The organism is Marinobacter sp. C2H3 (assembly GCF_037080155.1).
In the GTDB taxonomy this organism is placed as follows: Bacteria; Pseudomonadota; Gammaproteobacteria; order Pseudomonadales; family Oleiphilaceae; genus Marinobacter.
The window spans coordinates 33,522-59,004 of record NZ_JBBBNZ010000005.1; the positions used below are offsets into that span (position 1 = coordinate 33,522).

24 protein-coding genes and 2 tRNA genes are annotated in these 25,483 nt (G+C 62.7%); 21 read left to right on the top strand and 5 right to left on the bottom strand.

Annotated features, from left to right (window positions below):
- The first annotated feature begins 19 nt into the window (after positions 1–19).
- From queA to secF, 5 genes are all read left to right on the top strand, one after another.
- On the top strand, positions 20–1,114 hold the full coding sequence (gene queA, locus V3388_RS13855; RefSeq protein WP_336368170.1) for a tRNA preQ1(34) S-adenosylmethionine ribosyltransferase-isomerase QueA: 1,095 nt from the start codon (positions 20–22) through the stop codon (positions 1,112–1,114).
- 14 nt (positions 1,115–1,128) lie between these two features.
- Entirely contained in the window at positions 1,129–2,250 is a 1,122-nt protein-coding gene (gene tgt, locus V3388_RS13860) for a tRNA guanosine(34) transglycosylase Tgt (protein ID WP_336368314.1), read from the top strand.
- 29 nt (positions 2,251–2,279) lie between these two features.
- On the top strand, positions 2,280–2,648 hold the full coding sequence (gene yajC / locus V3388_RS13865) for a preprotein translocase subunit YajC (protein ID WP_336368171.1): 369 nt from the start codon (positions 2,280–2,282) through the stop codon (positions 2,646–2,648).
- A gap of 92 nt (positions 2,649–2,740) precedes the next feature.
- Positions 2,741–4,615 (top strand): protein translocase subunit SecD, encoded by a 1,875-nt coding sequence (gene secD, locus V3388_RS13870; protein ID WP_336368172.1) that lies wholly within the window; start codon positions 2,741–2,743, stop codon positions 4,613–4,615.
- The gene (gene secF / locus V3388_RS13875; RefSeq protein WP_336368173.1) at positions 4,608–5,558 is read left to right on the top strand and encodes a protein translocase subunit SecF; all 951 of its coding nucleotides are present in this window, start codon (positions 4,608–4,610) and stop codon (positions 5,556–5,558) included. Before secD ends, secF begins: the two co-directional genes overlap by 8 nt.
- A 111-nt stretch (positions 5,559–5,669) precedes the next feature.
- Here the strand turns inward: secF and V3388_RS13880 are convergent, their stop codons facing one another.
- On the bottom strand, positions 5,670–6,470 hold the full coding sequence (locus V3388_RS13880) for an inositol monophosphatase family protein (RefSeq protein WP_336368174.1): 801 nt from the start codon (positions 6,468–6,470) through the stop codon (positions 5,670–5,672).
- Positions 6,471–6,670: 200 nt separating this feature from the next.
- On the opposite strand from V3388_RS13880, the gene trmJ reads away from it, so the two are divergent.
- From trmJ to der, 13 genes are all read left to right on the top strand, one after another.
- Entirely contained in the window at positions 6,671–7,549 is an 879-nt protein-coding gene (gene trmJ, locus V3388_RS13885) for a tRNA (cytosine(32)/uridine(32)-2'-O)-methyltransferase TrmJ (RefSeq protein ID WP_336368175.1), read from the top strand.
- Entirely contained in the window at positions 7,542–8,315 is a 774-nt protein-coding gene (gene cysE, locus V3388_RS13890) for a serine O-acetyltransferase (RefSeq protein WP_336368176.1), read from the top strand. The genes trmJ and cysE overlap by 8 nt, the downstream gene beginning before the upstream one ends.
- Positions 8,316–8,413: 98 nt before the next feature.
- Positions 8,414–8,911: a Fe-S cluster assembly transcription factor gene (locus tag V3388_RS13895; protein ID WP_336368177.1), complete on the top strand. Its 498-nt coding sequence runs from the start codon at positions 8,414–8,416 to the stop codon at positions 8,909–8,911.
- A gap of 23 nt (positions 8,912–8,934) precedes the next feature.
- Positions 8,935–10,083 (top strand): IscS subfamily cysteine desulfurase, encoded by a 1,149-nt coding sequence (locus tag V3388_RS13900; RefSeq protein WP_336368178.1) that lies wholly within the window; start codon positions 8,935–8,937, stop codon positions 10,081–10,083.
- A 132-nt stretch (positions 10,084–10,215) separates the two neighbouring features.
- A complete protein-coding gene (gene ndk / locus V3388_RS13905) occupies positions 10,216–10,644 on the top strand; it encodes a nucleoside-diphosphate kinase (RefSeq protein WP_336368179.1) in 429 nt (142 codons plus the stop codon).
- A gap of 58 nt (positions 10,645–10,702) precedes the next feature.
- On the top strand, positions 10,703–11,815 hold the full coding sequence (rlmN, locus tag V3388_RS13910) for a 23S rRNA (adenine(2503)-C(2))-methyltransferase RlmN (RefSeq protein ID WP_336368180.1): 1,113 nt from the start codon (positions 10,703–10,705) through the stop codon (positions 11,813–11,815).
- Positions 11,816–11,865: 50 nt separating this feature from the next.
- The gene (gene pilW, locus V3388_RS13915) at positions 11,866–12,657 is read left to right on the top strand and encodes a type IV pilus biogenesis/stability protein PilW (RefSeq protein WP_336368181.1); all 792 of its coding nucleotides are present in this window, start codon (positions 11,866–11,868) and stop codon (positions 12,655–12,657) included.
- Complete coding sequence (locus tag V3388_RS13920) at positions 12,647–13,687, top strand: RodZ domain-containing protein (RefSeq protein ID WP_336368182.1); 1,041 nt, start codon at positions 12,647–12,649, stop codon at positions 13,685–13,687. Before pilW ends, V3388_RS13920 begins: the two co-directional genes overlap by 11 nt.
- A gap of 53 nt (positions 13,688–13,740) precedes the next feature.
- Positions 13,741–14,859, top strand: a complete 1,119-nt coding sequence (gene ispG, locus V3388_RS13925) for a flavodoxin-dependent (E)-4-hydroxy-3-methylbut-2-enyl-diphosphate synthase (protein ID WP_336368183.1) — start codon at positions 13,741–13,743, stop codon at positions 14,857–14,859.
- Between the two features lie 47 nt (positions 14,860–14,906).
- A complete protein-coding gene (gene hisS / locus V3388_RS13930; protein ID WP_336368184.1) occupies positions 14,907–16,187 on the top strand; it encodes a histidine--tRNA ligase in 1,281 nt (426 codons plus the stop codon).
- A gap of 41 nt (positions 16,188–16,228) precedes the next feature.
- Positions 16,229–16,885 (top strand): YfgM family protein, encoded by a 657-nt coding sequence (locus V3388_RS13935; protein ID WP_336368185.1) that lies wholly within the window; start codon positions 16,229–16,231, stop codon positions 16,883–16,885.
- Positions 16,885–18,057, top strand: coding sequence for an outer membrane protein assembly factor BamB (gene bamB / locus V3388_RS13940; RefSeq protein WP_336368186.1), 1,173 nt, complete (start codon positions 16,885–16,887; stop codon positions 18,055–18,057). The genes V3388_RS13935 and bamB overlap by 1 nt, the downstream gene beginning before the upstream one ends.
- Positions 18,058–18,086: 29 nt before the next feature.
- Positions 18,087–19,508 (top strand): ribosome biogenesis GTPase Der, encoded by a 1,422-nt coding sequence (der, locus tag V3388_RS13945; RefSeq protein WP_336368187.1) that lies wholly within the window; start codon positions 18,087–18,089, stop codon positions 19,506–19,508.
- Between the two features lie 7 nt (positions 19,509–19,515).
- Here der and V3388_RS13950 read toward each other — a convergent pair whose 3' ends face one another.
- The 4 genes from V3388_RS13950 to V3388_RS13965 all read right to left on the bottom strand — a co-directional run bounded on the left by V3388_RS13950 (position 19,516) and on the right by V3388_RS13965 (position 23,587).
- Positions 19,516–21,942, bottom strand: a complete 2,427-nt coding sequence (locus V3388_RS13950) for a bifunctional diguanylate cyclase/phosphodiesterase (protein WP_336368188.1) — start codon at positions 21,940–21,942, stop codon at positions 19,516–19,518.
- A 210-nt stretch (positions 21,943–22,152) separates the two neighbouring features.
- A tRNA-Glu gene (locus V3388_RS13955) sits at positions 22,153–22,228 on the bottom strand.
- A 64-nt stretch (positions 22,229–22,292) separates the two neighbouring features.
- Positions 22,293–23,219 (bottom strand): TIGR01777 family oxidoreductase, encoded by a 927-nt coding sequence (locus V3388_RS13960; protein WP_336368189.1) that lies wholly within the window; start codon positions 23,217–23,219, stop codon positions 22,293–22,295.
- A complete protein-coding gene (locus V3388_RS13965; protein WP_336368190.1) occupies positions 23,216–23,587 on the bottom strand; it encodes a sirohydrochlorin chelatase in 372 nt (123 codons plus the stop codon). Before V3388_RS13965 ends, V3388_RS13960 begins: the two co-directional genes overlap by 4 nt.
- Positions 23,588–23,725: 138 nt before the next feature.
- On the opposite strand from V3388_RS13965, the gene V3388_RS13970 reads away from it, so the two are divergent.
- The 3 genes from V3388_RS13970 to V3388_RS13980 all read left to right on the top strand — a co-directional run bounded on the left by V3388_RS13970 (position 23,726) and on the right by V3388_RS13980 (position 25,430).
- A complete protein-coding gene (locus tag V3388_RS13970; protein ID WP_336368191.1) occupies positions 23,726–24,331 on the top strand; it encodes a DUF924 family protein in 606 nt (201 codons plus the stop codon).
- 170 nt (positions 24,332–24,501) lie between these two features.
- Positions 24,502–25,224 (top strand): murein L,D-transpeptidase catalytic domain family protein, encoded by a 723-nt coding sequence (locus V3388_RS13975; protein ID WP_336368192.1) that lies wholly within the window; start codon positions 24,502–24,504, stop codon positions 25,222–25,224.
- A gap of 130 nt (positions 25,225–25,354) precedes the next feature.
- Positions 25,355–25,430 (top strand) — tRNA-Gly (locus tag V3388_RS13980).
- Positions 25,431–25,483 lie beyond the last annotated feature (53 nt).

Below are 25,483 nucleotides of genomic sequence, written 5' to 3' on the forward strand. Positions count from 1 at the left end.
TGCGCATGCCAGTTCAGCCATGAATGTGTCCGATTTTCACTTCGACCTGCCGGACGAGCTGATCGCCCGCTATCCTCTGAAAGACCGTACCAGCTCCCGTCTGCTGGCGCTGGATGGCGTCACCGGTGACATCCACCATGGCCAGTTCACCGACCTTACCGATCTGGTGCGCCCCGGCGACCTTCTGGTGTTCAACGATACCCGCGTGATCCCGGCCCGGCTGTTTGGCCACAAGGACACCGGTGGTCAACTGGAAATCCTGGTGGAGAGGGTGACCTCCGAGCACGACTTCCTTGCGCACGTCCGAGCCTCCAAGGCGCTCAAACCGGGGCAGGGCGTGGTGCTGGAAGACGGCAGCCGGCTGACCATGGTGGAGCGGCAGGACGCTCTGTTCCGCCTGCAAGTGGCCGGCGACGAGCCGGTGCTTGAGCTGCTCGAGCGCATCGGGCACATGCCGCTGCCACCCTATGTGGATCGCCCGGACGAGTCCTCGGACCGGGAGCGCTACCAGACGGTCTACGCCCGGGAAGCCGGCGCGGTGGCCGCGCCCACCGCTGGCCTGCACTTTGACGAGGCGCTGATGGCCCGTCTGAAGGATCATGGCGTCGACATGGCGTTTGTGACCCTGCACGTGGGCGCCGGCACCTTCCAGCCGGTCCGGGTCGATCGTATTGAAGATCACGTGATGCACAGCGAAGTGGCCCACGTGCCGGAGCAAGCGGTGGCCGCCATTGAGCGCGCCCGGGCCCGGGGCGGCCGGGTGATCGCCGTCGGGACCACCTCGGTGCGGTCGCTGGAATCGGCCACCCGGGACGGTGTCACACGGGTGTTCCAGGGAGAGACGGATATCTTTATTCACCCGGGCTACCGGTTTCAGGCCATTGACGCGCTGATTACCAATTTCCATCTGCCGGAATCCACGCTGATCATGCTGGTCAGCGCCTTTGCCGGCTACGAGCACACCATGAACGCCTATCGGGCCGCCGTGGCCGAGCGCTATCGCTTCTTTAGCTACGGCGACGCCATGTTCATCACCGGCTGCGAGCCCAGCGTCGGGCGCGAGCGCGCCCAGGCGGGCCGCGCCGGCGCCACACCTTCTGGAGACGGCCTGTGAGCACCCCCTGTTTCATGCAGTTTGAGCACCTCGGTAACGATGGCCAGGCCCGTCGTGGCCGGCTCACTTTTCCCCGGGGCGTGGTGGAAACCCCGGCCTTTATGCCGGTGGGCACCTACGGCACCGTCAAGGGCATGCTGCCCAGGGACATTGAGGCCATCGGCGCGCAGATTATTCTCGGCAACACGTTTCACCTGATGCTGCGTCCGGGTACAGACGTGGTAAAAGCCCACGGCGATCTGCACGATTTTACCCAGTGGCAGGGGCCGATTCTCACGGATTCCGGCGGCTTTCAGGTGTTCAGCCTGGGGGATATGCGCAAGATCACGGAGCAGGGCGTGACCTTCCGGTCGCCGGTGGATGGTTCGCCGGTGGAACTTTCTCCGGAAATTGCGATCAGGGTGCAACGGGATCTGGGCTCAGACATCGTGATGATCTTTGACGAGTGCACCCCGTACCCGGCCACCGAGCAGGAGGCCCGGGAGTCCATGCAGTTGTCCCTGCGCTGGGCGGAACGCAGCAAGCGCGCCCATGAGGGCAACCCGGCGGTGCTGTTTGGTATCGTGCAGGGCGGCATGTATGAGCCGCTGCGGGAACAGTCCCTGAAAGGGCTGACGGACATCGGGTTTGACGGCTATGCCATTGGCGGCCTGTCCGTCGGCGAGCCCAAAGAAGACATGCTGCGCATCCTCGATTTCCTGCCGGCGCGCATGCCGGAGGATCGGCCCCGTTACCTGATGGGCGTTGGCCGGCCGGAGGATATCGTTGAGGCGGTCCGCCGGGGCGTGGACATGTTTGATTGCGTGATGCCCACGCGCAACGCCCGCAACGGTTATCTGTTCACCTCCGAGGGGATCGTGAAAATCCGGAACGCGAAGCACCGGCACGATACCTCACCGCTGGACAGCCGGTGCGACTGTTACACGTGTGAGAATTTTTCGAGAAGCTATCTGCATCATCTGGATAAATGTGGAGAAATGCTCGGTTCCCAGCTGAACACCATCCACAACCTCCGGTACTATCAGAACCTGATGGCCGGATTGCGTGGGGCCATTGAAGCAGGTAAATTGTCGGACTTCATTAGCGAATTCTATCGCCTGCGGGGGCAAGACGTACCACCCGTGGCCGGTGCCTGAACATTCTTGAAAACCAACGGAGAGAACGAATGAAAGCAATCAAACTGCTGACCGCGGGCCTGCTGGGTCTCACACCGGCGCTGGCCATGGCGCAGGACGCGGGTGCCGCAGCGGGCGGCATGGGTGTGATGGGGCAGATCATTTTCTTTGCCGGCTTCATCCTGATCTTCTACTTCCTGATCTGGCGTCCCCAGTCCAAGCGGGCGAAAGAGCACAAGAACCTGATGTCCAGCCTGAACAAGGGCGACGAGATTGTCACTTCCGGTGGCGTGATCGGCCGGATTACCAAGGTCACCGATGATTTCATCGTGCTTGAGGTCTCGGACAACGTCGAGATCAAGATCCAGAAAGTGGCTGTCGCCGCCGCCCTGCCAAAGGGCACCCTGAAAGACATCTGATCCCGATCGGGGGCGCTGGAGACAGCGCCCCCGTTCCGCGTTTACTGGCTGACAACCCAGGCTGGCCGCCCAGGCCGGCGACAAGGTAACCCATGCTGAACAAATACCCGCTCTGGAAAAACCTGGTCATCCTCGTTGCGGTGGTGATCGGGATCATCTACGCGTTGCCCAACCTGTTCCCGGACGACTACGCCATTCAGATTACCGGCGCCCGCAGCAGTACCGAAGTGAACGAGCGGGTTCTCGACCGCGCGGTGTCCGCCCTTGAGAGCAAGGGCTTCGAGGTGAAAGGCAGCAACCTCCAGGATCGCAACGCCCTGATCCGCCTGAAAAGCTCCGACGCCCAGTTGAAAGCCCGGCCGCTGGTGCAGCAGGCTCTTGGCAAGGACTATCTGGTGGCGCTGAACATGGCACCGTCCACGCCGGGCTGGCTGAAATCCCTCGGCGCCGGCCCGATGAAGCTGGGCCTCGACCTGCGCGGCGGTGTGCACTTCCTGCTGGAAGTGGATATGGAGACGGCGGTTACCCAACGGCTGGACGCACTGTCCGGACAGATCAAGCGGGAGCTGCGTGAGGAGCGGGTGCGTTACCGTGGCGGCGACGTCACCGAGGACCGCGAAATTGTCCTGACGTTCCGTGATGAAGCCTCCCGGGCCGATGCCATTGCCCAGATCAAGCAGCGTTACAACCAGTTCCAGGTTGACGAGTCCCAAAAGGACGGGGAATACCTGGCGGTGCTGTCCCTGACCGAAAAGGAAGTCAAATCCATCCAGGAATATGCCCTGGAGCAGAACCTGACCACCATCCGTAACCGGGTCAACGAGCTGGGCGTGGCTGAACCACTGGTCCAGCGCCAGGGCGCCAACCAGATCATCGTTGAGCTGCCGGGCGTGCAGGATACGGCCCAGGCCAAACGGGTACTGGGAGCGACGGCCAATCTGGAGTTCCGGCTTGAAGCCCGCCAGGACGCGCCGTCCGGCGAGACCGAGACCTTCCCGTTCCGGGACAACCCGGACCGTGAGGCGCGCCTGGAGCGGGACGTGATCGTTACCGGTAACAACGTCTCCAACGCCCAGCAGTCCTTCGACCAGAACGGCCAGCCCCAGGTCAACATTACCCTGGATTCCGTGGGCGGCGACCTGATGAACCGGGCCACCCGGAACGCCATCGGCCGGCGCATGGCGGTGCTGTTCATCGAGTACCGGACCGAGCAGGAAACCAAGATGGTGGACGGCGAGCCCAAGACCGTCGACAAGCGGGTGGTGGATAAAGGCATCATCAGCCTGGCCACCGTGCAGTCCGCCCTGGGCAGCAGCTTCCGGATCACCGGGCTGGATTCCATCCCCGAGGCCTCGGAATTGGCGCTGCTGCTGCGGGCCGGTGCCCTGGCGGCACCCATGTACTTCGTGCAGGAACGCACCATCGGCCCGAGCCTGGGGCAGCAGAACATCGACGCGGGTGTGACGTCGGCCATCGCCGGCCTGATCCTGGTGCTGATCTACATGATCCTGTACTACCGGGTGTTTGGCCTGATTGCCAACGTGGCGCTGACGCTCAACCTGATGCTGCTGGTGGCGTGCATGTCCATCCTCTCGGCCACCCTTACATTGCCGGGTATTGCCGGTATCGTGCTGACCATGGGTATGGCCGTGGATGCGAACGTGCTGATTTTCGAACGGATACGGGAAGAACTGCGATCCGGGGCCTCGCCCCAGTTGGCGATCAACGCGGGCTTCGGCCGGGCGTTCGTGTCCATCGTCGATTCCAACGTGACCACGCTGCTGGTCGCCATCATTCTGTTTGCCATGGGTTCCGGCCCGGTCAAGGGCTTCGCGGTGACGCTGAGCCTTGGCATCCTGACGTCCATGTTCTCCGGGCTGATGATCACCCGGTCCATCGTGAATCTGGTGTACGGCGGTCGCAGAGTGGAGAAACTGTCTATCGGGGGGAAGCTGGCCAATGTTTGACCAGGATAAGAAACCGTTTGATTTCATGGGCCTGAGTAAGGCCGCTTCCATCCTGTCGATTGTTCTCGTGGTGTTGTCGATTGTCGCAATTTCCGTGCGAGGCCTGAATCTTGGGATGGACTTCACCGGGGGTACCTCGGTGGAACTGCAGTACGAAGAGGCGCCGTCGCTGGACGCGGTCCGGCAGACTCTGGAGCAGTCAGGCTTTGACAAGTTCGTTGTGCAGAACTTTGGCTCCGACCGTACCGTGTTGGTGCGCCTGGCCGAAGCGGGCAACAACGAGCTGGCGCAGCGGGTGGTTGACACCCTGGAAGCCAGCGGCGAGAAGCTGGAGTTGGTCGGTTCCGAGTTCATTGGTTCCCAGGTGGGTGACAAGCTCAAGGAAGACAGTGGCCTCGGCCTGCTGCTTGCTCTGGCAGTGGTGCTGATTTACGTGGGCATGCGGTTCCAGTTCAAGTTCGGCATCGCGTCGGTGATTCCGCTGTTCCACGACGTGATCGTGGTGCTGGGCGTGTTCGCCGTGTTCCAGTGGACGTTCGATCTGACGGTGCTGGCGGCATTGCTGGCAATCATCGGCTACTCGCTGAACGACACGATCATCGTTGCGGACCGGATTCGTGAGAATTTCCGCCGGATGCGGGTCGGCAGTAGCTGGGAGATTATCAACACCTCCATTCACCAGACCATGGGCCGGACCATCAACACCTCCGGTACCACGTTGGTGGTGTTGTTCGCGCTGTACTTCTTCGGTGGTGAGGCCATCAACAAGTTCGCGCTGGCGCTGATCATCGGTATCGTGATCGGTACCTATTCCTCAATCTACGTGGCGGCAAACCTGCTGCTGGTCTTCCGGGTCACCCGTGAGGACATGGCGCTGCCGGTCAAGGAAGGCGCCAAGGGCGAGCAGGAAGAAGAGCCGCCCGAATGGCTGAACCGGATGTGATGTGCCAGAGGCGCTCCGTCTGCCGGGGCGCCAGGCACAAAAAAACCGCCGATATCGGCGGTTTTTTTATGCCCGGTTTCCGGCGGCAGCGCCCGGACGCCGTCGCGTCGCTCAGCGCGGCAGACGGCCTCGGAACGGGTGCAGTGCCTTGAGCACCTCCCGGAACAGCTTGGGGTTGGCAACCACCAGTTGGCGGGCGCCGGCGCTGGAGGGGTTGCCGGCGAAATCGCCCGTCAGCGCGCCGGATTCCATCGCCAGCAGAATGCCAATATCCAGCTCGATGTTCTCCGGGCGGAAGATCACTGCGCTGTCCAGATGGCCGGAGGCAACGCGAGCGATATCGAGGGCCACGCAGCCGCTGGTGCGGAAGTCGCTGGCGCTTTGGGCCAGGGTGGCGGCCATTTCGCCCCACAGCGGCGCTTGCTCGCTGTTGCGGGCCTGGGCCAGCAGGTTGCTGACGACGGCGGCTCTATCCAGCGTGCGGGTCTCCGACGTGCGTACCCGACGGCTGTTCAGCGCTGCGCCGTGTCCCCGGGACGCGGAATATTCCTCGCCGGTGATGGGGTTCACCATGAGCAGGTTTTCGATTCGGTTGTTCCGTTTCTGCGCCAGCGCCAGAACAAAATCGGGGATGCCGCGAAGGAAATTCTCGCGCCCCAACACCGGGAAGATGTGCCAGCTTCGTTCCTGTCCGTCCGCATCCGCCTCGTACATGGCGGCAATGCCGTGATCCTTGTAGGCCTTCTCGAGCTGCTCGCGGAAGTTGTCGTAGATGGACTGTTCCACCCGGTCCAGCTGTTGGCCGAGGTCCCGGCCTTCCTTGCTGTTCGGTTCCTGGCGTTCGAAGTGGGCTTTCAGGTAATCGGCTCCCTGGCGCGCAACGCGCAGGGCCATCTTGATAGCTGGTTGCATCGGAGTGTTCGTTTTCCCGGTGTGTTAAAGGCGCGTATCATAGCAAAACTGCGGCCGCCCTGTCTGTCTTTTGCCTCCGGAAATGCACGGATGCGTTGGTGTCCGTGGATCTCCGGAGCGGCGGCCGCCGGGGCCATCTGGTATAGTGTCGCGCCTGATAAACGGGCTCCACCGGAGCCACCAAGAGAACGGGCATTCCAATGACGCAAGACGTGGCAGAGCAGGGCGCGAGGACGGTGCCGGTCGACAGCTTCAACGGACGCATTCGCATTGTCCTGGTGGAAACCACCCATTCTGGAAACATCGGCGCGGTGGCACGTGCCATGAAGAACATGGGGCTTGGCAACCTCTGGCTGGTCAACCCGAAATCGTTTCCGGATGAAGCCTCATACGCCCGGTCGGCGGGCGCCTCGGATGTGCTTGATCGGGCCACCGTGGTCAGCCATCTGGACCAGGCTCTGGAAGGCTGCACCCTGGTGATGGGCACCAGCGCCCGGGGCCGCAAGATTCCATGGCCGGTTATGCCGCCGGCCCAGGCTGCCGACACCGCAGTGTCGGCGACCCGTGACGGTGAGGTTGCACTGGTGTTCGGCCGGGAAAGCAATGGCCTGAGCAATGAAGAGTTGCAGCGTTGCCACCACCACATCCACATTCCGTCCAATCCTGACTACAGCTCACTGAACCTGGCCATGGCGGTTCAGGTGCTGTGCTACGAACTTCGCATGTTCCATCTCCGCCACCTTGAAAGCGGGGAAGCCAACCCCTATCTGAAGCCGATGGCAGCGCCTGGCGACGAGGGCTGGGATGTGGCGCCGGCCTCGGTGGCGGAAGTGGAAGGCCTGTTCGAGCACCTGGAGCAGGCGTTGGTGGACGTGGCGTTCCACCGCCGGGACAAGCCGGGGCAGTTGATGACCCGGTTGCGGCGCCTGTTCCAGCGGGCCAGACTGGATCGCATGGAAGTGAACATTCTCCGCGGCATCCTGACCTCCGTCCAGAAGGCCGCGGGCGCTGACGATTCGCACTCTCACAAGACCGGGGCCGAGGCGCCGGTCACCGGACAGGATTCTCACCATGTTTGATCAGTTGCGGGAAGACGTAAACAGCGTGTTTCACCGGGACCCGGCGGCCCGGAACACCTTTGAGGTGCTGACCAACTACCCGGGTCTGCACGCGCTGATGTTCCACCGCCTTGCGCACTGGCTGTGGGGGCTGGGCTTCAAGTGGCTGGCCCGGACCCTGTCGACCCTGGCCCGGTGGTTTACCGGCATCGAGATTCATCCGGGCGCCCAGATCGGCCGCCGCTTCTTCATTGATCACGGTATGGGTGTGGTGATCGGCGAGACCACGGTCATTGGCGACGACGTGACGCTCTATCAGGGCGTGACACTCGGTGGTACCTCCTGGAACAAGGGCAAGCGTCATCCGACCATCGGCAACGGTGTGGTTGTTGGGGCCGGTGCCAAGATCCTGGGGCCGTTTGAAGTAGGCGAGGGCGCCAAGATTGGATCCAATTCCGTGGTGACCAAGGCCGTTCCGGCCGGCGCCACCGTGGTGGGTATCCCGGGCCGCGCCATCGTCAAGCAGCGCAACGAGGACGACGTGCGGCGCAAGGAGATGGAAGAGCGCATGGGCTTTGATGCTTACGGTGTCACCGAGGAAATGCCGGATCCGGTCGCCCGGTCCATGCGGGCCCTGTTGGACCACATGCACGCGGTGGATGATCGCATCGAAACCATGTGCAAGGCGCTGCGCAAGGTCAACAGCGAGTACCAGAACGGCGCTCTGCCGCCGTTGCAGGACGAGGATTTTGACTGCGTCCGGGACGAGTCGGAGACCCGTTCCTGAATACTTGACTGATTTACTGGGTCAATCCATACTCGGGCCGTTGTTATTGATCAACGCTTGATCAATGTTCGATCAACTCCCGACACAGGGCTGAGATCATGAAGCTGACCACCAAAGGCCGCTATGCCGTTACGGCGATGTTGGATCTGGCCCTGCACGGGGATCAGGGGCCGGTCAGTCTGGCGGATATCTCCACCCGCCAGGAGATCTCCCTGTCTTACCTCGAGCAGCTCTTTTCCCGCCTGCGCCGCTGTGACCTGGTGGTAAGCGTGCGCGGCCCTGGCGGCGGTTACCGCCTGAGCCGGGGCCCCGATCAGGTGTTCATTGCCGATGTGGTGGACGCCGTCAGCGAGTCTCTGGATACCACCCGGTGTGGCAACAAAGGCGATTGCCAGAACGGCGAAAAGTGCCTGACCCATCACCTGTGGTCGGACCTGAGCGACCAGATTCACCAGTTCCTGAGTGAGATCAGCCTGGGCGACCTGATGAAAAAACACGAGATCCGCCAGGTGGCCGATCGGCAGAACCGCCGTCAGGACGGGTCGGATTCGGATACCATCAACACCGAGCGCCTGACCGATCGGGCGCCGGCCTGACCACAATACGTTTCTGATTCACCATGAAAAAACCCGTTTATCTGGATTACGCCGCCACCACGCCGGTGGCGCCGGAAGTGGCTGCTGTCATGGCCGATTGCCTGACCCTCGAGGGTACCTTTGGCAATCCTGCCTCGCGTTCCCATGTGTATGGCTGGCAGGCCGAGGCCGCCGTGGAAGCTGCCCGACGGCAGGTGGCGGACCTGATCCATGCGGACCCACGGGAGATCGTATGGACCTCCGGCGCCACCGAGTCCGATAACCTCGCCATCAAGGGCGCGGTGGCGGGCCACCAGTCGCCTCACGTTGTCACCTCGATGATTGAGCACAAGGCGGTGGTGGATACCTGCAAATGGCTGGAGCAGCAGGGCGTTGAGGTGACCTGGCTGTCACCGGACCGGGACGGTCGGACCCCGCCGGAGCGGGTGCTGGAGGCGCTGAGGGACAACACGGTACTGGTCAGCCTGATGCTGGTGAACAATGAGCTGGGCTGCGTGAACGACGTTGCCACCCTCGGCGCGGTCCTTCGGGAGCGGGGCGTGCTGTTTCACGTGGACGCGGCTCAGGCGGCCGGCAAGATGCCGGTCGACGTGCGCTCCATGCCGGTTGACCTGATGGCGTTGTCCGGCCACAAGGTCTACGGCCCCAAAGGCATTGGCGCCCTGTACGTGCGCCGGTCCCCGGACGTGCGCATTGCCGCCCAGATGCACGGCGGCGGCCACGAGCGGGGCATGCGCTCCGGCACCCTGCCGACACACCAGATTGTCGGCATGGGTAAGGCATTTGCTCTGGCGGCGGACACCCTGGACGAGGAAATGGCGAGGCTGGAGTCCCTCCGCGCCGTCTTGCTGGAGGGCCTCCGCGACCTGGATGGCGTTACCTTGAACGGCAGTGAGGAACACCGGGTACCTGGTCTCCTGAACCTGTCGTTTGCGGGTGTCGAGGCCGAGTCGCTGATGATTGGGCTCCGGGATCTGGCGGTGTCGTCTGGCTCCGCCTGCGCCTCTGCGACCATCGAGCCGTCGTTTGTGCTTCGAGGCATTGGTCTGGAGGATGCTGAGGCACATCGGGCACTGCGTTTTTCCCTGGGGCGGTATACCACGGACGAAGACGTCCGGTTTGCGGCCCATCAGATCACCGAGGTGGTTCGCCGGTTGCGAAATGTCCGCTGACGTGGGTGTCTGATTCGGGTGTGGCATGCGCCGGTCGCGGTTGCGGTAGGCAGTCGAGGCCGGACTGCGTATAATCGCAGGCCTGATTTTTCAACCTGACACACTCACCCAGACCCACAGTGGAGATACACCATGTCAACTGAGCGCACGCTCTCCATCATCAAGCCGGATGCCGTTGCCAAGAACGTGATCGGCGAGATCTATACCCGTTTCGAGAAAGCCGGCCTGCGTATCGTCGCAGCCCGCATGATGCACCTGACCCAGGAACAGGCCGAAGGCTTCTACGCCGAGCACAAAGAGCGCCCGTTCTTCAACGACCTGGTGGCCTTCATGACCTCCGGCCCGGTGGTTGTCCAGGTTCTGGAGGGCGAAGGCGCCATCCTGAAGAATCGTGACCTGATGGGTGCCACCAACCCGAAAGAAGCCGCGCCGGGCACTATCCGCGCCGACTTCGCTTCCAGCATCGACGCCAACGCGGTTCACGGTTCTGACTCCGCCGCCTCCGCTGAGCGTGAGATTGCTTACTTCTTCAACGACGACGAGCTTTGCCCGCGCGGCTGAGCCGAACGTCCGGGGCCGCGCTGAGCGGCCCCGATTGGTTATCTGATCGAGGTTTTTCATGACCGCTACCACCGAAAAAACCAACCTGCTCGGGCTTCCGAAGGCCAAGCTCGAGGCGTTCTTCGAGACGCTGGGCGAGAAGCGCTTCCGGGCGCAGCAGGTGCTTCAGTGGATTCACCAGCGGGGTGTGGACGACTTCGATCAAATGACCAATATGAGCAAGGTCTTGCGGGATCGGCTCAAGGAAGTGGCGGAAGTCCGCGGCCCGGAGGTGGTGTACGACGAAACCTCCAAGGACGGTACCCGTAAGTGGGTGATGCGCATGGACAACGGCAACAGCGTTGAGACAGTGCTGATCCCCGACGGCGAGCGGGGCACCCTGTGCGTCTCGTCCCAGATTGGCTGCAGCCTGGACTGCACCTTCTGCTCCACCGGCAAGCGTGGCTTCAACCGTAACCTGACGGCGGCCGAGATCATTGGCCAGGTGTGGGTCGCCCGCAAGGCGTTCATGCCCTTTGAGCCGAATGCCGACCGGCCGATCACCAACGTCGTGATGATGGGCATGGGCGAGCCGCTGCTGAATTTTGACAACGTGGTGGATGCCATGAACCTGATGATGGAGGACCTGGCCTATGGGATCTCCAAGCGTCGGGTGACCCTGAGCACTTCAGGCGTGGTGCCGGCCCTGGATCGCCTGGGGGAGGTTACCGATGTTTCACTGGCCATTTCACTCCATGCGCCCAATGATGCGTTGCGTAACCAGTTGGTTCCATTGAACAAAAAATACCCGATTGCCGAGCTTCTCGCGGCCACCCGCCGTTACCTGGCGCGCCTGCCGGACAAGCGCAAGGCCACCATCGAGTACACGGTGATTGAGGGGGTGAACGATCAGCCCGAGCACGCACGGGAGTTGGTCACCTTGCTGCGCGGACTGCCCTGCAAGATTAACCTGATTCCGTTCAACCCGTTCCCGGAAAGTGATTTCCGCCGGCCGAGCATGAACGCGACCCGTCGTTTCCAGGCCGTTCTCAACGAAGCTGGCTACATAACGACCGTACGTACCACCCGGGGTGATGACATCGACGCCGCCTGCGGACAACTGGTCGGCCGGGTGGAAGACCGGACCCGCCGGAGCCAGCGTTACATTGCGGTGCAGCAGGTCAATCCCTGAAGCGACGGCCACGGGCAAGCGAGGATGGCGTAGCAGTGAGGACACAACCCATGATCCGAAAAGTCTCTGTGGCGTTCCTGATGGTGGGGCTGGTCGCATTGTCCGGTTGCGTAACCACCAGTACCAGCCCCTTTGCCCGCGAGGCTGACCGGCAGGAAGCCATCCAGAACTACGTCAAGCTGGCGACGGCCTATATCGGCCAGGGCAACTTTGAGCGGGCCCGGCATCACCTGGACCGCGCCCTGGAACTGGACCCGGATAACGCCGCTGCGCTGTCCGCCCGGGGCCTGGTGGAGAACGCCAACGGCGAACCCGAGCTGGCGGAACGCAGTTTCCGAGAAGCCATTGATTCCGACAGTGGATACACCCGGGGGCGGGTATATTACGGGGCTTTTCTTTACGCCCAGGGGCGCTTCCAGGACGCCCGCAACCAGTTCATGGCCGCGTCCCGGGATACCGATTACGACGACCGCGCCTCCGTGTTCTTCAACCTGGGCCTCACCGAGGAACGTCTGAAAGAGCTGGAGCGGGCGGAAACCGCCTACACCCGCGCGGTGGAGCTGTCCCGCGGCGAGCCGCGAACGCTCCTTGCTCTGTCCCGGGTGCTGGTGGAAGAAGAGAAATACAGCATGGCGTCCCGCTACTATAGCCGTCTGCTGTCCATCATGGCCCGCAACAAGTCGGTAACCCATTCGGCGGAAAGCCTCTACACCGGCATCCGCATTGCGCGCCACTTTGGCGACCGGGATCAGGAAGCCAGCCTTGCCCTGATGCTCAGGAATAACTTCCCGGATTCGGTGGAATACCAACAATATAAGGTGCTGATTTCCCATGGCGAGTGATGACGTTCCCCAGTCAGAGTCGATCCTTTCCGTCGGCCAGCAGCTCAAACAGGCCCGTGAACAGCGCGGCCTGAGCGTCAGTGACGTGGCCAACGTCCAGCACCTGCGGCCGGCCGTTATTCAGGCGATTGAGAACGGCGAACACGAACGCATCGACAGCGAATTGTTTCTGAAGGGGTACGTCCGCACCTACGCCGTTCAGGTTGGTCTTGAGCCCGACGCCTTGATTGCCCAGCTCGACCAGGAACTGGAGCCGTTGCGCCTGGAGCGAGAGCGTGCACTGGAAGCCAATCCGCTGGTGGACATCGAGCGCCGGCGGCGGCGCAAACGCCGGATTGCCCGGGTATTAGCGGTGGTGGCGCTGCTGGTGGTCATTGGCGTGCTGACGGCCTATGTGCTCCGTCCGGGCGGGCCGGTCAGCAGCGATAGCGCGTCCGACGCGCCTGCTGCCGACAGCGCCGGCAGTGGCACCGGTGACGTTTCCAGCGGCGCCGACACCAGCGCCGACAACAGCGAGACGCCAATTCCGGATAGCGCCGAGGCGCCGGCTGACAGCCTGCCCGATCCGGCCACGGACGAGTCATCGGCCGATGCCCCCGTCGCAGAAGACGGTATGGTCACGGGGCAGGTGACGGACCCGGCCGCGGCGACCGACGGCTCGGCGTCCGTTGAGGCACCGTACAATGTTCGGGAGCCGGTTGACGAGCCAACGCTGTTGGCCGGTGACGCAGCCGAGGCCGCAGAGCCCGTTGCCGAGGCCGCTCAACCGGCCGCAGACTCAGGCCAGACACCGCTGGTAATCAACTTCAGCGCGGATTGTTGGATTCAGATCATCGACGCGGACGGTCAGCGGTTGACCGCATCTCTCCAGCGAGCCGGCGATCGCCTTTCCGTGTCCGGTAAGGCTCCGATGAAGGTTGTCATCGGGGCGGTGGACGCGGTTCAGGCCATGGAATTTGACGGACGGACGGTGAACCTGAGCCAGTATCCGGCGTCCAACAACCGGGCGGAATTTACCCTGACGCGGTAAGCCACCGGTTTTTTCGACCAGACGACATTCGACACAGTACGGGTCATCACGACATGAAGCACGACTCCCCGATTCGCAGACGCACATCCCGCCAGATCATGGTCGGCAACGTGCCCGTGGGCGGCGACGCGCCCATCGCCGTGCAGAGCATGACCAACACCGAAACCTGCGACGTGGCGGCCACCGTTGGCCAGATCCGCGCGCTTCAGGAGGCCGGCGCGGATATCGTGCGGGTGTCCGTCCCGAGCATGGACGCCGCCGAGGCGTTCGGCCAGATTCGCGCCCAGGTGGACATTCCGCTGGTGGCGGACATTCATTTTGACTACAAGATTGCCCTGCGGGTGGCCGAGCTGGGCGTCGACTGTCTGCGCATCAACCCCGGCAACATTGGCCGGGAAGACCGGGTCAGCGCGGTGATCAGCGCCGCCCGGGACCGGGGCATTCCGATCCGGATTGGTGTAAACGCCGGCTCCCTGGAAAAGGAACTGCAGCGCAAGTACGGGGAGCCGACGGCGGACGCCCTGGTGGAATCCGCCATGCGCCACATCGACATTCTGGACCGCCACGATTTCCAGGATTTCAAGGTCAGCCTCAAGGCCTCCGAAGTGTTCATGACCGTGGACGCCTATCGCAAGATCGCAGGCCAGATTGAGCAGCCGCTACACCTGGGCATTACCGAGGCGGGCGGTTTCCGGTCCGGCACAGTGAAATCAGCGATTGGCCTGGGGATGCTGCTGATGGACGGCATTGGTGACACCATCCGGGTGTCCTTGGCGGCAGACCCGGTTCAGGAGATCAAGGTTGGGTACGACATCCTCAAGAGCCTGCGCCTGCGTAGCCGGGGCATCAACTTTATCGCGTGTCCGAGTTGCTCCCGGCAGAACTTCGACGTGATCCAGACCATGAACGATCTGGAGAACCGGCTGGAGGACGTCAATGTGCCCATGGACGTAGCCATCATCGGCTGCGTGGTGAACGGCCCTGGCGAGGCGAAAGAAGCGGATATCGGCCTGACCGGCGGCAGCCCCAAGAACCTGTTCTACCTCGGGGGCAAGCCGAACCAGAAGCTGGATAACGCGACGCTGACCGACGATCTGGAGCGCTTGATCCGCGATGAGGTTGCCAAGCGGCAGGCAGACGCGGACGCGATCATCGCTCGTTCCGGCGACTGAACGGGCGCGTATACACACCACCAAGACAGCAGACGTAAGGGTTATTCTTGGCAAAGATTCAGGCAATCCGGGGGATGAACGACATCCTGCCGGAGCAAACACCGGTATGGCAGTACGTTGAGAGGACGGTTCGGCAGGTGCTGGGGCAGTATGGCTACCAGGAAATCCGCATGCCCATCGTGGAGCAGACTGACCTGTTCAAGCGGTCCATCGGCGAAGTCACTGACATTGTCGAGAAGGAGATGTACACCTTCGACGATCGCAATGGGGACAGTCTGACCCTGCGTCCGGAAGGCACCGCCGGTTGCGTACGGGCGGCAGAGCAGCACGGGCTGCTGTTCAACCAGACCCAGCGTCTTTGGTACACCGGCCCGATGTTCCGGCACGAGCGGCCGCAGAAGGGCCGGTATCGCCAGTTCCACCAGATTGGCGTGGAGTGCTTTGGCATGGCCGGGCCGGACATTGACGCGGAACTGCTGGTTCTGACCGCGCGGTTGTGGCGCGCGCTGGGGCTGGATGGCCACACCCGCCTTGAAATCAATTCCATTGGCTCCTCCGATGCCAGAAAAGCCTTCCGGGAAGCACTCGTGGCGCACCTGGAGCCGGTAAAATCCCAACTGGACGAGGACAGCCAGCGGCGGCTGCAAACCAACCCGCTGCGGATTCTCGACACCAAGGACCCGTCAACCCGGGCCTTGCTGGAGGATGCGCCCAGTCTTTCGGACTTCCTGGACGAGGAGTCCCGCGCCCATTTTGATCAGCTCAAAGCGCTGTTGGACGCCGCCGGTATTGCGTATACGGTAAACCCTGCGCTGGTTCGGGGCCTCGATTACTACGGCAAGACCGTGTTCGAATGGGTGACGGATAGCCTTGGCGCCCAGGGTACCGTGTGTGCCGGTGGACGTTACGACGGCCTGGTGGCGCAACTGGGCGGCAAGCCGACCACGGCGGTGGGGTTTGCCATGGGCGTCGAGCGGCTGATCCTGATGCTGGAGACCCTGGACCTTGTGCCGGCGGACGTGAACGCCGATGTGGACGTTTACGTGATGGCCATGGGAGAGCCCGCTGTAGGGCCCGCCATGGCGCTGGCTGAACGTCTGCGGGATGGATTGCCCGGCCACGCGGTGGTCATGCACTGTGGCGGCGGCAGCTTTAAGAGTCAGATGAAAAAAGCGGATAAGAGCGGTGCCCGGTACGCGGTGATTCTCGGTGAGAATGAACTGGCTGAGGGAACGGCGGCCCTGAAACCGCTGCGTTCGGACGAACCGCAGCAATCCGTGTCGCAGAATGAGCTGGCCGAGGCCCTGTCCCGGGCGCTCGCACACTGAACTGAAAACGACAAGATCGAACCCTCGTAACAGGAGTCAACATGGCCGAACTTCGGACGGAAGAAGAGCAGATCCAGGCGATCAAGGACTGGTGGAAGAACAACGGAACGTCGCTGCTTGTGGGCATCGCGTTGGCCCTGGCCATTGTCTTTGGCTGGCAGGCCTGGCAGAACAAACAGGCCCAGGAACGTACCGAGGCCTCGAACCAGTTCACCAACCTGCTGAACGCGTTCTCCGGCGCCGATAGCAAGGAGGCCCGGGAAACCGTGGCTTACGAGGCGAAACAGCTGCGGGAGCAACACAGTGACAGCGCGTATGCGGTCTACGCCAACCTGCTGGTGGCCCGCCAACAACTGATGGCCGACAACGATCCGAAAGCGGCCCAGGAGTCCCTGAAGTGGGCCCTGGCCAACGTCGGCGATCACGCCGCCCTGCGGCTGGTGGTTCAGAATCGCCTGGCCCGCGCCCAGATGGCGGCCGGCCAATACGATGAGGCCTTGGCCACCATTGAGAGCGTCAAGTCGCCGGGTAGCTTTGCTTCACTGTTCTCCGAACTCAAAGGCGACATCCTGCTGGCCAAGGGCGATCGGGACGGTGCCCGCAAGGCGTACCTGGCCGCCCGCGAGGAAAGCAAGCAGGGGCGCAGCGGCGTCCTCGAGCTGAAACTGTCAGACCTCGGCGTCGGGGGGGATGCCTGATGCCGGTCTTGAGCAAAGCACTCCGTTGCGGCCTTCTGGCAGCGGGTGTCGGAGCGCTACTTGCCGCGGCGGGTTGCAGCACGACCGACACGTTCGAGCAGCCGGCGCCGGTGCCGGAGGTGAGTGGCGGTGTTGAGTTCGATGAAGTGTGGGATATGTCTGTCGGCGATGGCCATGACGGCAGCCTTCTTTACCTGGGCCCGCTGAACGCTGGCGATACGCTGTACGCGGCCTCTGCCGACGGCGACGTGGTGGCGGTAAAGACCGACAACGGCAGTCTGGTGTGGGAGCGGGAACTGGACGACCGGATTTTTGCCGGCGTCGGTGGCGACGCTGGGCACCTTTACCTGGTCAATCGCAAGGCCGAACTGATCGCCCTGTCCCGGGACGATGGCAAGGAACTGTGGCGCACCGCGTTGCCCACCGAGGTGCTGGCCGCACCGCAATCCAACGGTTCGCTGGTGGTGGTGCAGACCACCGACGGCCGGGTGTTGTCGTTCGATACCGCCAAGGGTGAGCGCCAGTGGCAGTATGAGAGCACCAATCCGGCGCTGAGCCTCCGGGCGGCGGCGGCGCCGCTGGTCGGCGGCGACGTGGTGATCGCGTCGTTTGCCAACGGCAAACTGATCGCCCTGGCGGCCGACAGTGGCCAGCCGATCTGGCAGTATGACGTGGGCGAGCCGAGCGGTCGCACGGAGCTGGAACGTCTCGTGGACATCACCGGGCAGCCTCTGGTGCTCGATCGGGCACTCATGGTGGTCGGCTACCAGGGCAAACTGGCCCTGATTGATATCCAGACTGGTCGCGAGGTTTGGAGCACCAAGGCGTCCAGCCTGTATTCCCCGTCCGTGGCGGACGGCAACATTTTCCTGTCCCTGGCCAACGGCGATCTGGTGTCTTTGCAGGGTTCGGATCGTCAGGAGCTCTGGCGTCAGGACAAGCTGGCCTGGCGCCAGCTGACCCAGCCCGTGGTGGTTGGCGATCATCTGGTCGTCGGCGATTTTGAAGGCTACCTCTACGCTGTGTCCCTCAAGGACGGCAGCCTCCAGGGCGAGACCGAATTCGATGATGAGGGAATCCGCGTACCGGTCCAGCCCCTGGGGGATGGTAAGCTGCTCGTTTACGGAAACGGCGGCCGTCTGGCCGTTCTCAAGCTCCAACCTTCTGAATAACGTACGTTAAACGAGAGCACCCAAGTAACATGACCCCTGTGATCGCCCTTGTCGGTCGGCCCAACGTTGGCAAATCGACCCTGTTCAACCAGATGACCCGGTCCCGGGACGCCCTGGTCGCGGATTTTCCCGGCCTGACCCGCGACCGGAAATACGGTGAGGGTAACATTGAGGGTCGCCGCTTCATTGTCATCGACACCGGAGGCCTGACCGGCGACGAGCAGGGCATAGACGCCGAAATGGCGCGGCAGTCGCTGCAGGCGGTCGAGGAAGCGGACATTGTGCTGTTCCTCGTGGACGGGCGTGCTGGCCTGACCGCTGGCGACGAGATGATTGCCGATCAGCTCCGTCGCAGCGGCAAGAAGGCGTACCTGGTGGTCAATAAGACCGACGGGCAGGACCCGGATGTTGCCGCCGCTGATTTCTATCAGCTCGGGCTAGAGGAATCCTTCCAGATCGCCGCCGCCCACAACCGGGGCATTCGGTCCATGCTGGAGATTCTGTTGCCGGAGCCGGAAGAGGGCGCCGAGGCGGACGTTGCGGACCGCTACCCGGGCATTCGCATCGGCGTGGTGGGCCGGCCGAACGTGGGGAAATCCACCCTGGTGAACCGTCTGCTGGGCGAAGAACGGGTGATTGTGTTCGACATGCCGGGCACCACCCGGGACAGCGTCTACATTCCCTACGAGCGCCACGACCGGCCCTATACCCTGATTGACACCGCCGGCGTACGCCGCCGCAAGAACGTGCGGGAGACGGTGGAGAAGTTTTCCATCATCAAGACCCTGCAGGCCATCGACGATGCCCATGTGGTGATCCTGGTCATTGATGCCCGGGAAGGGCTGGTGGATCAAGACCTTCACCTGATCGGTTTTGTGCTGGACGCTGGCCGCTCCCTGGTGGTCGCGGTCAACAAATGGGACGGCATGGACCCGGAGGCCCGGGAGAAAGTTAAGGAACAGGTTCGCCGCCGGCTGGACTTCATTGATTACGCGGACAAGCACTATATCTCGGCGCTGCACGGCTCCGGCGTGGGTGTGCTCTACGATTCCATTGAGGCTTGCTACGAATCGGCCATGGCCAAGTGGCCCACCAACCGGCTGACGGCCATCCTCCAGGACGCGGTGGCCCAGCACCAGCCGCCAATGGTCCAGGGCCGCCGCATCAAGTTGCGTTACGCCCATCAGGGCGGCTCCAACCCGCCGGTGGTGGTTGTCCATGGCAATCAGACCGACGCGTTGCCCGGCGCCTACAAGCGCTACCTGGAAAACACCTTCCGCAAGGTGTTGAAGGTGAATGGCTCGCCGCTGCGGTTTGAGTTCAAGTCCGGCGACAACCCGTTCGCTAATCGGGTGAACCGCCTGACGCCCCGCCAGAAAGTGAAGAAAGACAACGATGCCAAGCAGGGTCGTAAGGTCAGCAAACCCCGCCAGAAGAGCCTCAAGCGCTAACCGGACGTTACGCGTTCAGGAAGCGGGCCCGGTCGTTGGTTTCCAGCCAGCGTTCAAAGTCCGCTTCCGGCTGCGGCCGGGCATAGAAATAGCCTTGGGAAAGATCGCAGCCCTCGTGGCGCAGGAAATGGGTTTGCGCCTCTTCCTCGACCCCTTCGGCCACCACCGCCAGGCCCAGGCTATGGGCCATGTTGATGATGGCGCGCACCAATGACGCATCCTCCGGCTCCTTGAGCACATCCTGCACGAACGACTTGTCAATTTTCAGCGTGTCGAACGGGTAGCTCTTCAGGTAGCTCAGGGCCGAATAGCCGGTACCGAAATCGTCCACCGACAGGCGCACGCCCGCCTGGTCCAGCTGCCGAAGGATCTCCGCCGTCTCGATGGAATTGTCCAGCAGCAGCCGTTCGGTAATTTCCAGCTCCAGCAACGTCGGGTCCAGGCCCGTGCGGCCCAGCACATCGAGCACGACCCCGGTAAAGCCCGGGTCCCGGAACTGGCGTGGGGAGACGTTCACCGAGATGCCGATGTCCCGGCCCACCAGGGAGCGCCAGTAGACCGCCGCTCGGCAGGCTTGCTCGATCACCCATTCGCCGATGGGTATGATCATGCCGGTCTCTTCGGCCAGGGGAATAAACCGGTCCGGCATCACCATCCCCATGGACGGGTTGTTCCAGCGCAACAGGGCTTCGGCGCCATGAAGCTGGCCGGTGTCGGTATTGACGATCGGCTGGTAGTAGAGCTCAAATTCCCGCAGTTCCAGGGCACGCCGCATGCGTGATTCCATCTGCAGGCGCTCATGGGAGACTTCCGTCATTTCCGGGGCGAAGTGGGCGAACGCGCTTTTGCCTTTATGCTTTGCCTGATACATGGCGGCATCGGCGTGCTGGAGCAGGGTGCCGCTGTTGTCGGAATCGGTCGGGAAGATGGCAATGCCAATGCTGGTGGTGACGAACACTTCCTGGCCGTTCAGCATGTAGGGCGAGGAAAAGGTCTGCAGAATCCGTTCGGCAACTTGAGATGACGCCTCCGCGCCGGTCAACCCGGGCAGGATGACCAGGAACTCATCGCCGCCCAGGCGGGCCACGGTGCTGGTGCCCCGCAGGCAGCTGGAAATTCGCCGGGCCGCCTCAATCAGCAGATTGTCCCCGGCGTCGTGGCCGAGGGTGTCGTTGATGTGCTTGAAGTTGTCCAGGTCCAGGAACATCACGCCGACCAGGGAGTTTTCCCGGCGCGCCTGGGCCAGGGCCAGCTTCAGGCGATCCAGCGCCAGCATGCGGTTGGGCAGGCCGGTGAGGATGTCGTAGTTGGCCTGACGAAGCAGCTGTTGTTCGTAGCGTTTTCGTATGCTGATGTCCTCGCCGAGGATCAGGTAACCGGTGACGTCGCCGCTGGCGTCCTTGATCGGGGTAACGATCAGCTGTTCCCAGAATCGGTCGCCGCTGCGGCGGATGCTGTTGACCTCTCCCTGCCAGACACCGACCCGCTGGACCTGGAGCCGGATGGACTGCCACAGTTGTCGGCTTTCCCGCTTGTCGACCCTGCCGTCGGTCAGTTCCGCCGGGTGTTTCCCGAGAATGGCCTTGGCCTCAAAGCCGGTGAGCTGGCTGAATTTCTGGTTGGCGTATTCGATCTGCCATTGCCGGTCGCAGATCAGAACGGATGACGGGCTCTGTTCGATGGCTTTGGAGAACTTGCGGATCTCCGCCGCGTCGTGCTCCTGGCGGGCGAGGTCGGCGTTAAGGCGCTCGCGCATCTGATTGATGGCGTCGGTGACCCGGCCGAGTTCGTCCCGTCGATGGCCCGGCGTATCCGGGCGGTCCAGGGTCAGCGGCTGGCTCAGGGTTTCCAGGGACAGATCCCGGGCGTAGTCGGCCATGCGGGCGAGGTGGCGGGTCACAAGGAACCGGAAAATCCACAAAATGAGCACGGACACGAAAAACGTTTTGAAAAACTGGGTAGCAAGGATGACGCCCACTTTGCGCCGCATTTCCCGGTAGACCCGAGCCAGGCTCGCGGTCACGGTCAGCTCACCGAGTTTCACGTTCCGGTCGCCCTCATGGTAGAGCGGGAAGCTGTGAACGCGGGTCTCCTCGCCCCGGGGCACGTCCCCCAGCACCAGTTCAGAGTCCGGCTCAATGCGCAGGCGAATGTGAACGATGTCCGGGAGGCTGAGGATGCCTTCGATCTGGGTTTGCAGGAGTTTCTGGTCCAGGGCCCAGAGGCTGCGGGACAGGCTGGAGGAGTATCCGGATTCAATAACGTCCATGCGCCGGTCAATCTGGTCCAGGTCCTTGGTGTAGTCGGAGTAGATCTGGATGCCGGAGGCGATCAGCGTAAACAGCGAACTGAACAGGAGAATCCAGGCCAGGAGCCTGAATGAGAGCGGCGAATTCGCCCGAATGCGCTGAAGTCCTGTCAACACTGGGTTCATGACGTCCGGTCCGCCATCCTCGGTTCCTGCAATACGGTGATGCTCAGGCGCGGCACGGCGCGCGACAACAGGTCGAATATAGCAGCAGTGTTTTTAAAATGCTCTGCAAATACAGGAAAAATCGACAGAAATGTGTTGTGGTTTGGTAAATAGGTGTGAGGAAGGAAGAAAGGGAGGCAAGCAGTGAACGTTGCTTCAGAGCGGAAAAATTGGCGTCCCCTAGGGGGTTCGAACCCCTGTTGCCGCCGTGAAAGGGCGGAGTCCTAGGCCACTAGACGAAGGGGACGCAACGTTTTCAACCGCTTACCTCGTCGAGGTGGCGAGTATATTAAGTTCGGTCTGAGCCTCTGTCAACGGTTCGCGGTATTTTTTCTGCCGCCGTTAACGGCGTCGTCCAGCGCCGGAGTCAGCTCAGGCCAGGCAGGTTCGAACCCGGCTTCCAGAAGTCGCTGTGGCCGGGCGTTTTGCCCCGTGAGCAGCAGTCGGGCCATCTCGCCCAGGCCCAGCTTCAGCACGGTAGCCGGCACCGGGAAGGGCGTGGGACGCCCCAAAACCTGGCCAAGGGCCCGAGTGAAGTCCCGGTTGGTCGCCGGCGCGGGGCTGACCACGTTGTAGGCGTCGGACGCATCCGGGCTATCGAGCATCCACAGCAGGGCCCGGACCACGTCGTCCCGATGCACCCAGGGCATGTACTGGTGCCCGTCGCCCAGCCGGCCGCCCAGACCGAGCCGGAACGGCGGCAGCATGCGCTGCAGGAAGCCGCCGCCGGCCCCGACGACGACGCCGGTGCGAGACAGGCACACGCGAACCCCCAAGGCGGATGCTTGGTTCGCGGCGGCCTCCCAGTCCCGGCACAACCGATGGGTGAATTCGTCGTGGGGGGGCGTCGCTTCGGTCACTGGCGTGTCGCCCTTGTCCCCATAGAACCCCACCGCGGAACCAGACACCAGTACTGACGGCTTGAGGGGCCACCGCTCAATGAGTTGAACAAGCTGTTCGGTGAGGGCAATACGGCTGTCCCTGAGCGCCTGTTTCCGAGCCTCGGACCATCGTTTCTCGGCAATGCCTTCGCCGGCAAGGTTGATCATGGCGTCAAACCCGTCGACCTCCCGGAGGGCGTCCAGGCTGGACACGCAACTGACCCGCCCGCAGATGGCCTGAACGTCTGCCGGGGTCTTGCGGCTCAGTACCCAGAGATCATCGCCCCGGGCCAAGAGGTGGCGGCAGAGCACGCGGCCAATGAAGCCGGTTCCACCGGTGATCAGCAGGCGGCTCATGATGCCTCCAGACGTTCGAGCACAAGGTCGCGGATGGCGTTCCCGAGCGCCGGGCTGTCGCCCACCGGCGGTGCCAGGGCGATATCGACCTGGTGCGCGGTTCGCAGCGCCTCGAGCATGGCAGGTACGTCCTTGCGAAGATGACGGCCCGCGGCGAGGAACAGGGGAATCACTTCGAACTGGCGGAGGCCCTGGGCCATGCCGTCCCGGACCACATCTTCGATGCTGGGGGAGGCCAGTTCCATGTAGGCGATCCGGGCTCCGGGCACCGCGTTCACGGTGGGTGCCGCCAGCCGTTCGAAAGTCTCGCACCAGCGCGGATCGCTGCTACCGTGGGCCAGAAGGATGATGCCGGTGGCGATGGTCATGACAGGTTTCTATCCTCACTCAGGGTCGTCGATCAGTGGACAGGGCGCGGCGGGTTGAGGAATCATGCCCGGGTCGTATCGACATCATGCCCGACCCGGGTTTCCGCCGACAACCGTCTGCCGCAGGAGTACTGGGGAATGTTCGATTGGAATGAGATTCTGGATTTCTGGTTTGGCCCGCTCGACGACGACGGACTGCCGGAGACCGCCTATCGGCGCCGGTGGTTTCGTTCGGACCGGCGGTTCGATCAGGAGTTGCGCCGCCGGTTTCTGTCCATGGTGCTGTTTGCGTCGGAACATGGCCTGGAGCACTGGCGCCGGCACGCCGGCGGAGCGCTCGCGGAAATCCTTCTGCTGGATCAGTTCTCCCGCAACATCTTCCGGGGCGTCGCGCTGGCCTTTGATCAGGACCGCCAGGCCCGTCAGCTTTGTCAGCAGGCCATGCGCAAGGGCTTCGACATGGCGCTGCCACCGGTGCAGAGAGCGTTCCTTTATATGCCGCTCCAGCACTCGGAGCGGGAGGACGACCAGGCACTGGCGGTGGAGTGCTATACCCAGCTCGTCGCGTCAACCGAAGGCCCTTTGGCCGAACTCATGAAAGATTTCCAGGCGTCGGCCGAGGCTCACCAGGACCTTATTCGCCGGTTTCGCCGCTTCCCCCACCGAAACAAGGCCTTGGGCCGCCGTTCAACGCCGGAAGAAGAGGCCTATATGGCGTCTGGTGGTGCCCGGTTCGGCCAGTAGCGCCCGTGGCGTTTTGTGAAGCGCGCGTAGCGTTCGTTAAAGTTTTGTATAAAAACTGCACAATATGAACAGGTTGGCGTTTGGCGCTGGTAAACTGGTGCACAGTTTTGTTGTCCGGAAAGATTCCGGAGCCGGTACAACCCAAACCTTCTACCTCCAGGTGATCCTGAATGCGAAGCTTCAGTCCGTGTGCGTGTGCTGGTCTGATTCTCTCTCTGTTCCTTTGTCTCCCGACGAGCGCCACCGCGCAACCGTTCGACCGGGACCTGTTTCAGCGGCTGGCGTCGGCGGCGCCGCAGCTCAACCGGGATGTCCTGAACAAGGCGCTTGAAGCCTCCCGGTGCGCCGTTTCCAGCGGTATTGCCATGCCCAAGCGGCTGGCGGTGATCGACTTTTCCCTGCCGTCTAACCGCAAGCGGATGTGGATTTTTGACCTGTCCTCCGCGTCCCTGCTGATCAAGGATCTGGTGGCCCACGGCCGGGCTTCCGGTTCCACCCGTTCCACCGAGTTCTCCAATCGGGAGGGTAGCCACAAATCGAGCATTGGGCTGTTCCGTGCTTCCGAGACCTACTACGGCAAGCACGGCTATTCCCTGCGGCTGGACGGTCTGGAGCCCGGTATCAACGACCAGGCCCGGGAGCGGGCCATCGTGATCCATGGCGCCGATTACGTCAGCCCGAAATGGGTCAACCGGTATGGGCGCATTGGCCGCAGTCTGGGCTGTCCGGCGGTGGACAACCGGATCATCGAAGAGGTGGTAGACGACCTGAAGGGCGGCCAGTTGGTGTTCAAGTACTACCCGGACCAAAAATGGTTGCAGAGCAGCAGCTTCCTGCACTGCGATGATTCCAGAATGGCTGCTTCCGGCGGTGGGCAGGGTGGTAACAGCTAGACGCTGCCCGGCGTGATCAGGGGACCGTCGCGGCGCCGGTCACCTCACTGAAATTTTTTGAGAAAAGGTGTTGACGGAGACCGCGGTATCCGTAGAATACGCCTCCGTTGACGCAGCAAGGCGTTGATGTGCGGGAATAGCTCAGTTGGTAGAGCACAACCTTGCCAAGGTTGGGGTCGCGAGTTCGAATCTCGTTTCCCGCTCCAGATTCCGAAACCCGGCTTTGCAAAAGGCCGGGTTTTTTTCTTTGGGGAGTTCG

Excerpts from the sequence above, each read along its gene's own strand:
- queA (WP_336368170.1), top strand. The coding sequence starts at position 20 with ATGAATGTGTCCGATTTTCACTTCGACCTGCCGGACGAGCTGATCGCC.
- tgt (WP_336368314.1), top strand. The coding sequence starts at position 1,129 with ATGCAGTTTGAGCACCTCGGTAACGATGGCCAGGCCCGTCGTGGCCGG.
- yajC (WP_336368171.1), top strand. The coding sequence starts at position 2,280 with ATGAAAGCAATCAAACTGCTGACCGCGGGCCTGCTGGGTCTCACACCG.
- secD (WP_336368172.1), top strand. The coding sequence starts at position 2,741 with ATGCTGAACAAATACCCGCTCTGGAAAAACCTGGTCATCCTCGTTGCG.
- secF (WP_336368173.1), top strand. The coding sequence starts at position 4,608 with ATGTTTGACCAGGATAAGAAACCGTTTGATTTCATGGGCCTGAGTAAG.
- V3388_RS13880 (WP_336368174.1), bottom strand. The coding sequence starts at position 6,470 with ATGCAACCAGCTATCAAGATGGCCCTGCGCGTTGCGCGCCAGGGAGCC.
- trmJ (WP_336368175.1), top strand. The coding sequence starts at position 6,671 with ATGACGCAAGACGTGGCAGAGCAGGGCGCGAGGACGGTGCCGGTCGAC.
- cysE (WP_336368176.1), top strand. The coding sequence starts at position 7,542 with ATGTTTGATCAGTTGCGGGAAGACGTAAACAGCGTGTTTCACCGGGAC.
- V3388_RS13895 (WP_336368177.1), top strand. The coding sequence starts at position 8,414 with ATGAAGCTGACCACCAAAGGCCGCTATGCCGTTACGGCGATGTTGGAT.
- V3388_RS13900 (WP_336368178.1), top strand. The coding sequence starts at position 8,935 with ATGAAAAAACCCGTTTATCTGGATTACGCCGCCACCACGCCGGTGGCG.
- ndk (WP_336368179.1), top strand. The coding sequence starts at position 10,216 with ATGTCAACTGAGCGCACGCTCTCCATCATCAAGCCGGATGCCGTTGCC.
- rlmN (WP_336368180.1), top strand. The coding sequence starts at position 10,703 with ATGACCGCTACCACCGAAAAAACCAACCTGCTCGGGCTTCCGAAGGCC.
- pilW (WP_336368181.1), top strand. The coding sequence starts at position 11,866 with ATGATCCGAAAAGTCTCTGTGGCGTTCCTGATGGTGGGGCTGGTCGCA.
- V3388_RS13920 (WP_336368182.1), top strand. The coding sequence starts at position 12,647 with ATGGCGAGTGATGACGTTCCCCAGTCAGAGTCGATCCTTTCCGTCGGC.
- ispG (WP_336368183.1), top strand. The coding sequence starts at position 13,741 with ATGAAGCACGACTCCCCGATTCGCAGACGCACATCCCGCCAGATCATG.
- V3388_RS13935 (WP_336368185.1), top strand. The coding sequence starts at position 16,229 with ATGGCCGAACTTCGGACGGAAGAAGAGCAGATCCAGGCGATCAAGGAC.
- bamB (WP_336368186.1), top strand. The coding sequence starts at position 16,885 with ATGCCGGTCTTGAGCAAAGCACTCCGTTGCGGCCTTCTGGCAGCGGGT.
- der (WP_336368187.1), top strand. The coding sequence starts at position 18,087 with ATGACCCCTGTGATCGCCCTTGTCGGTCGGCCCAACGTTGGCAAATCG.
- V3388_RS13950 (WP_336368188.1), bottom strand. The coding sequence starts at position 21,942 with ATGAACCCAGTGTTGACAGGACTTCAGCGCATTCGGGCGAATTCGCCG.
- V3388_RS13960 (WP_336368189.1), bottom strand. The coding sequence starts at position 23,219 with ATGAGCCGCCTGCTGATCACCGGTGGAACCGGCTTCATTGGCCGCGTG.
- V3388_RS13965 (WP_336368190.1), bottom strand. The coding sequence starts at position 23,587 with ATGACCATCGCCACCGGCATCATCCTTCTGGCCCACGGTAGCAGCGAT.
- V3388_RS13970 (WP_336368191.1), top strand. The coding sequence starts at position 23,726 with ATGTTCGATTGGAATGAGATTCTGGATTTCTGGTTTGGCCCGCTCGAC.
- V3388_RS13975 (WP_336368192.1), top strand. The coding sequence starts at position 24,502 with ATGCGAAGCTTCAGTCCGTGTGCGTGTGCTGGTCTGATTCTCTCTCTG.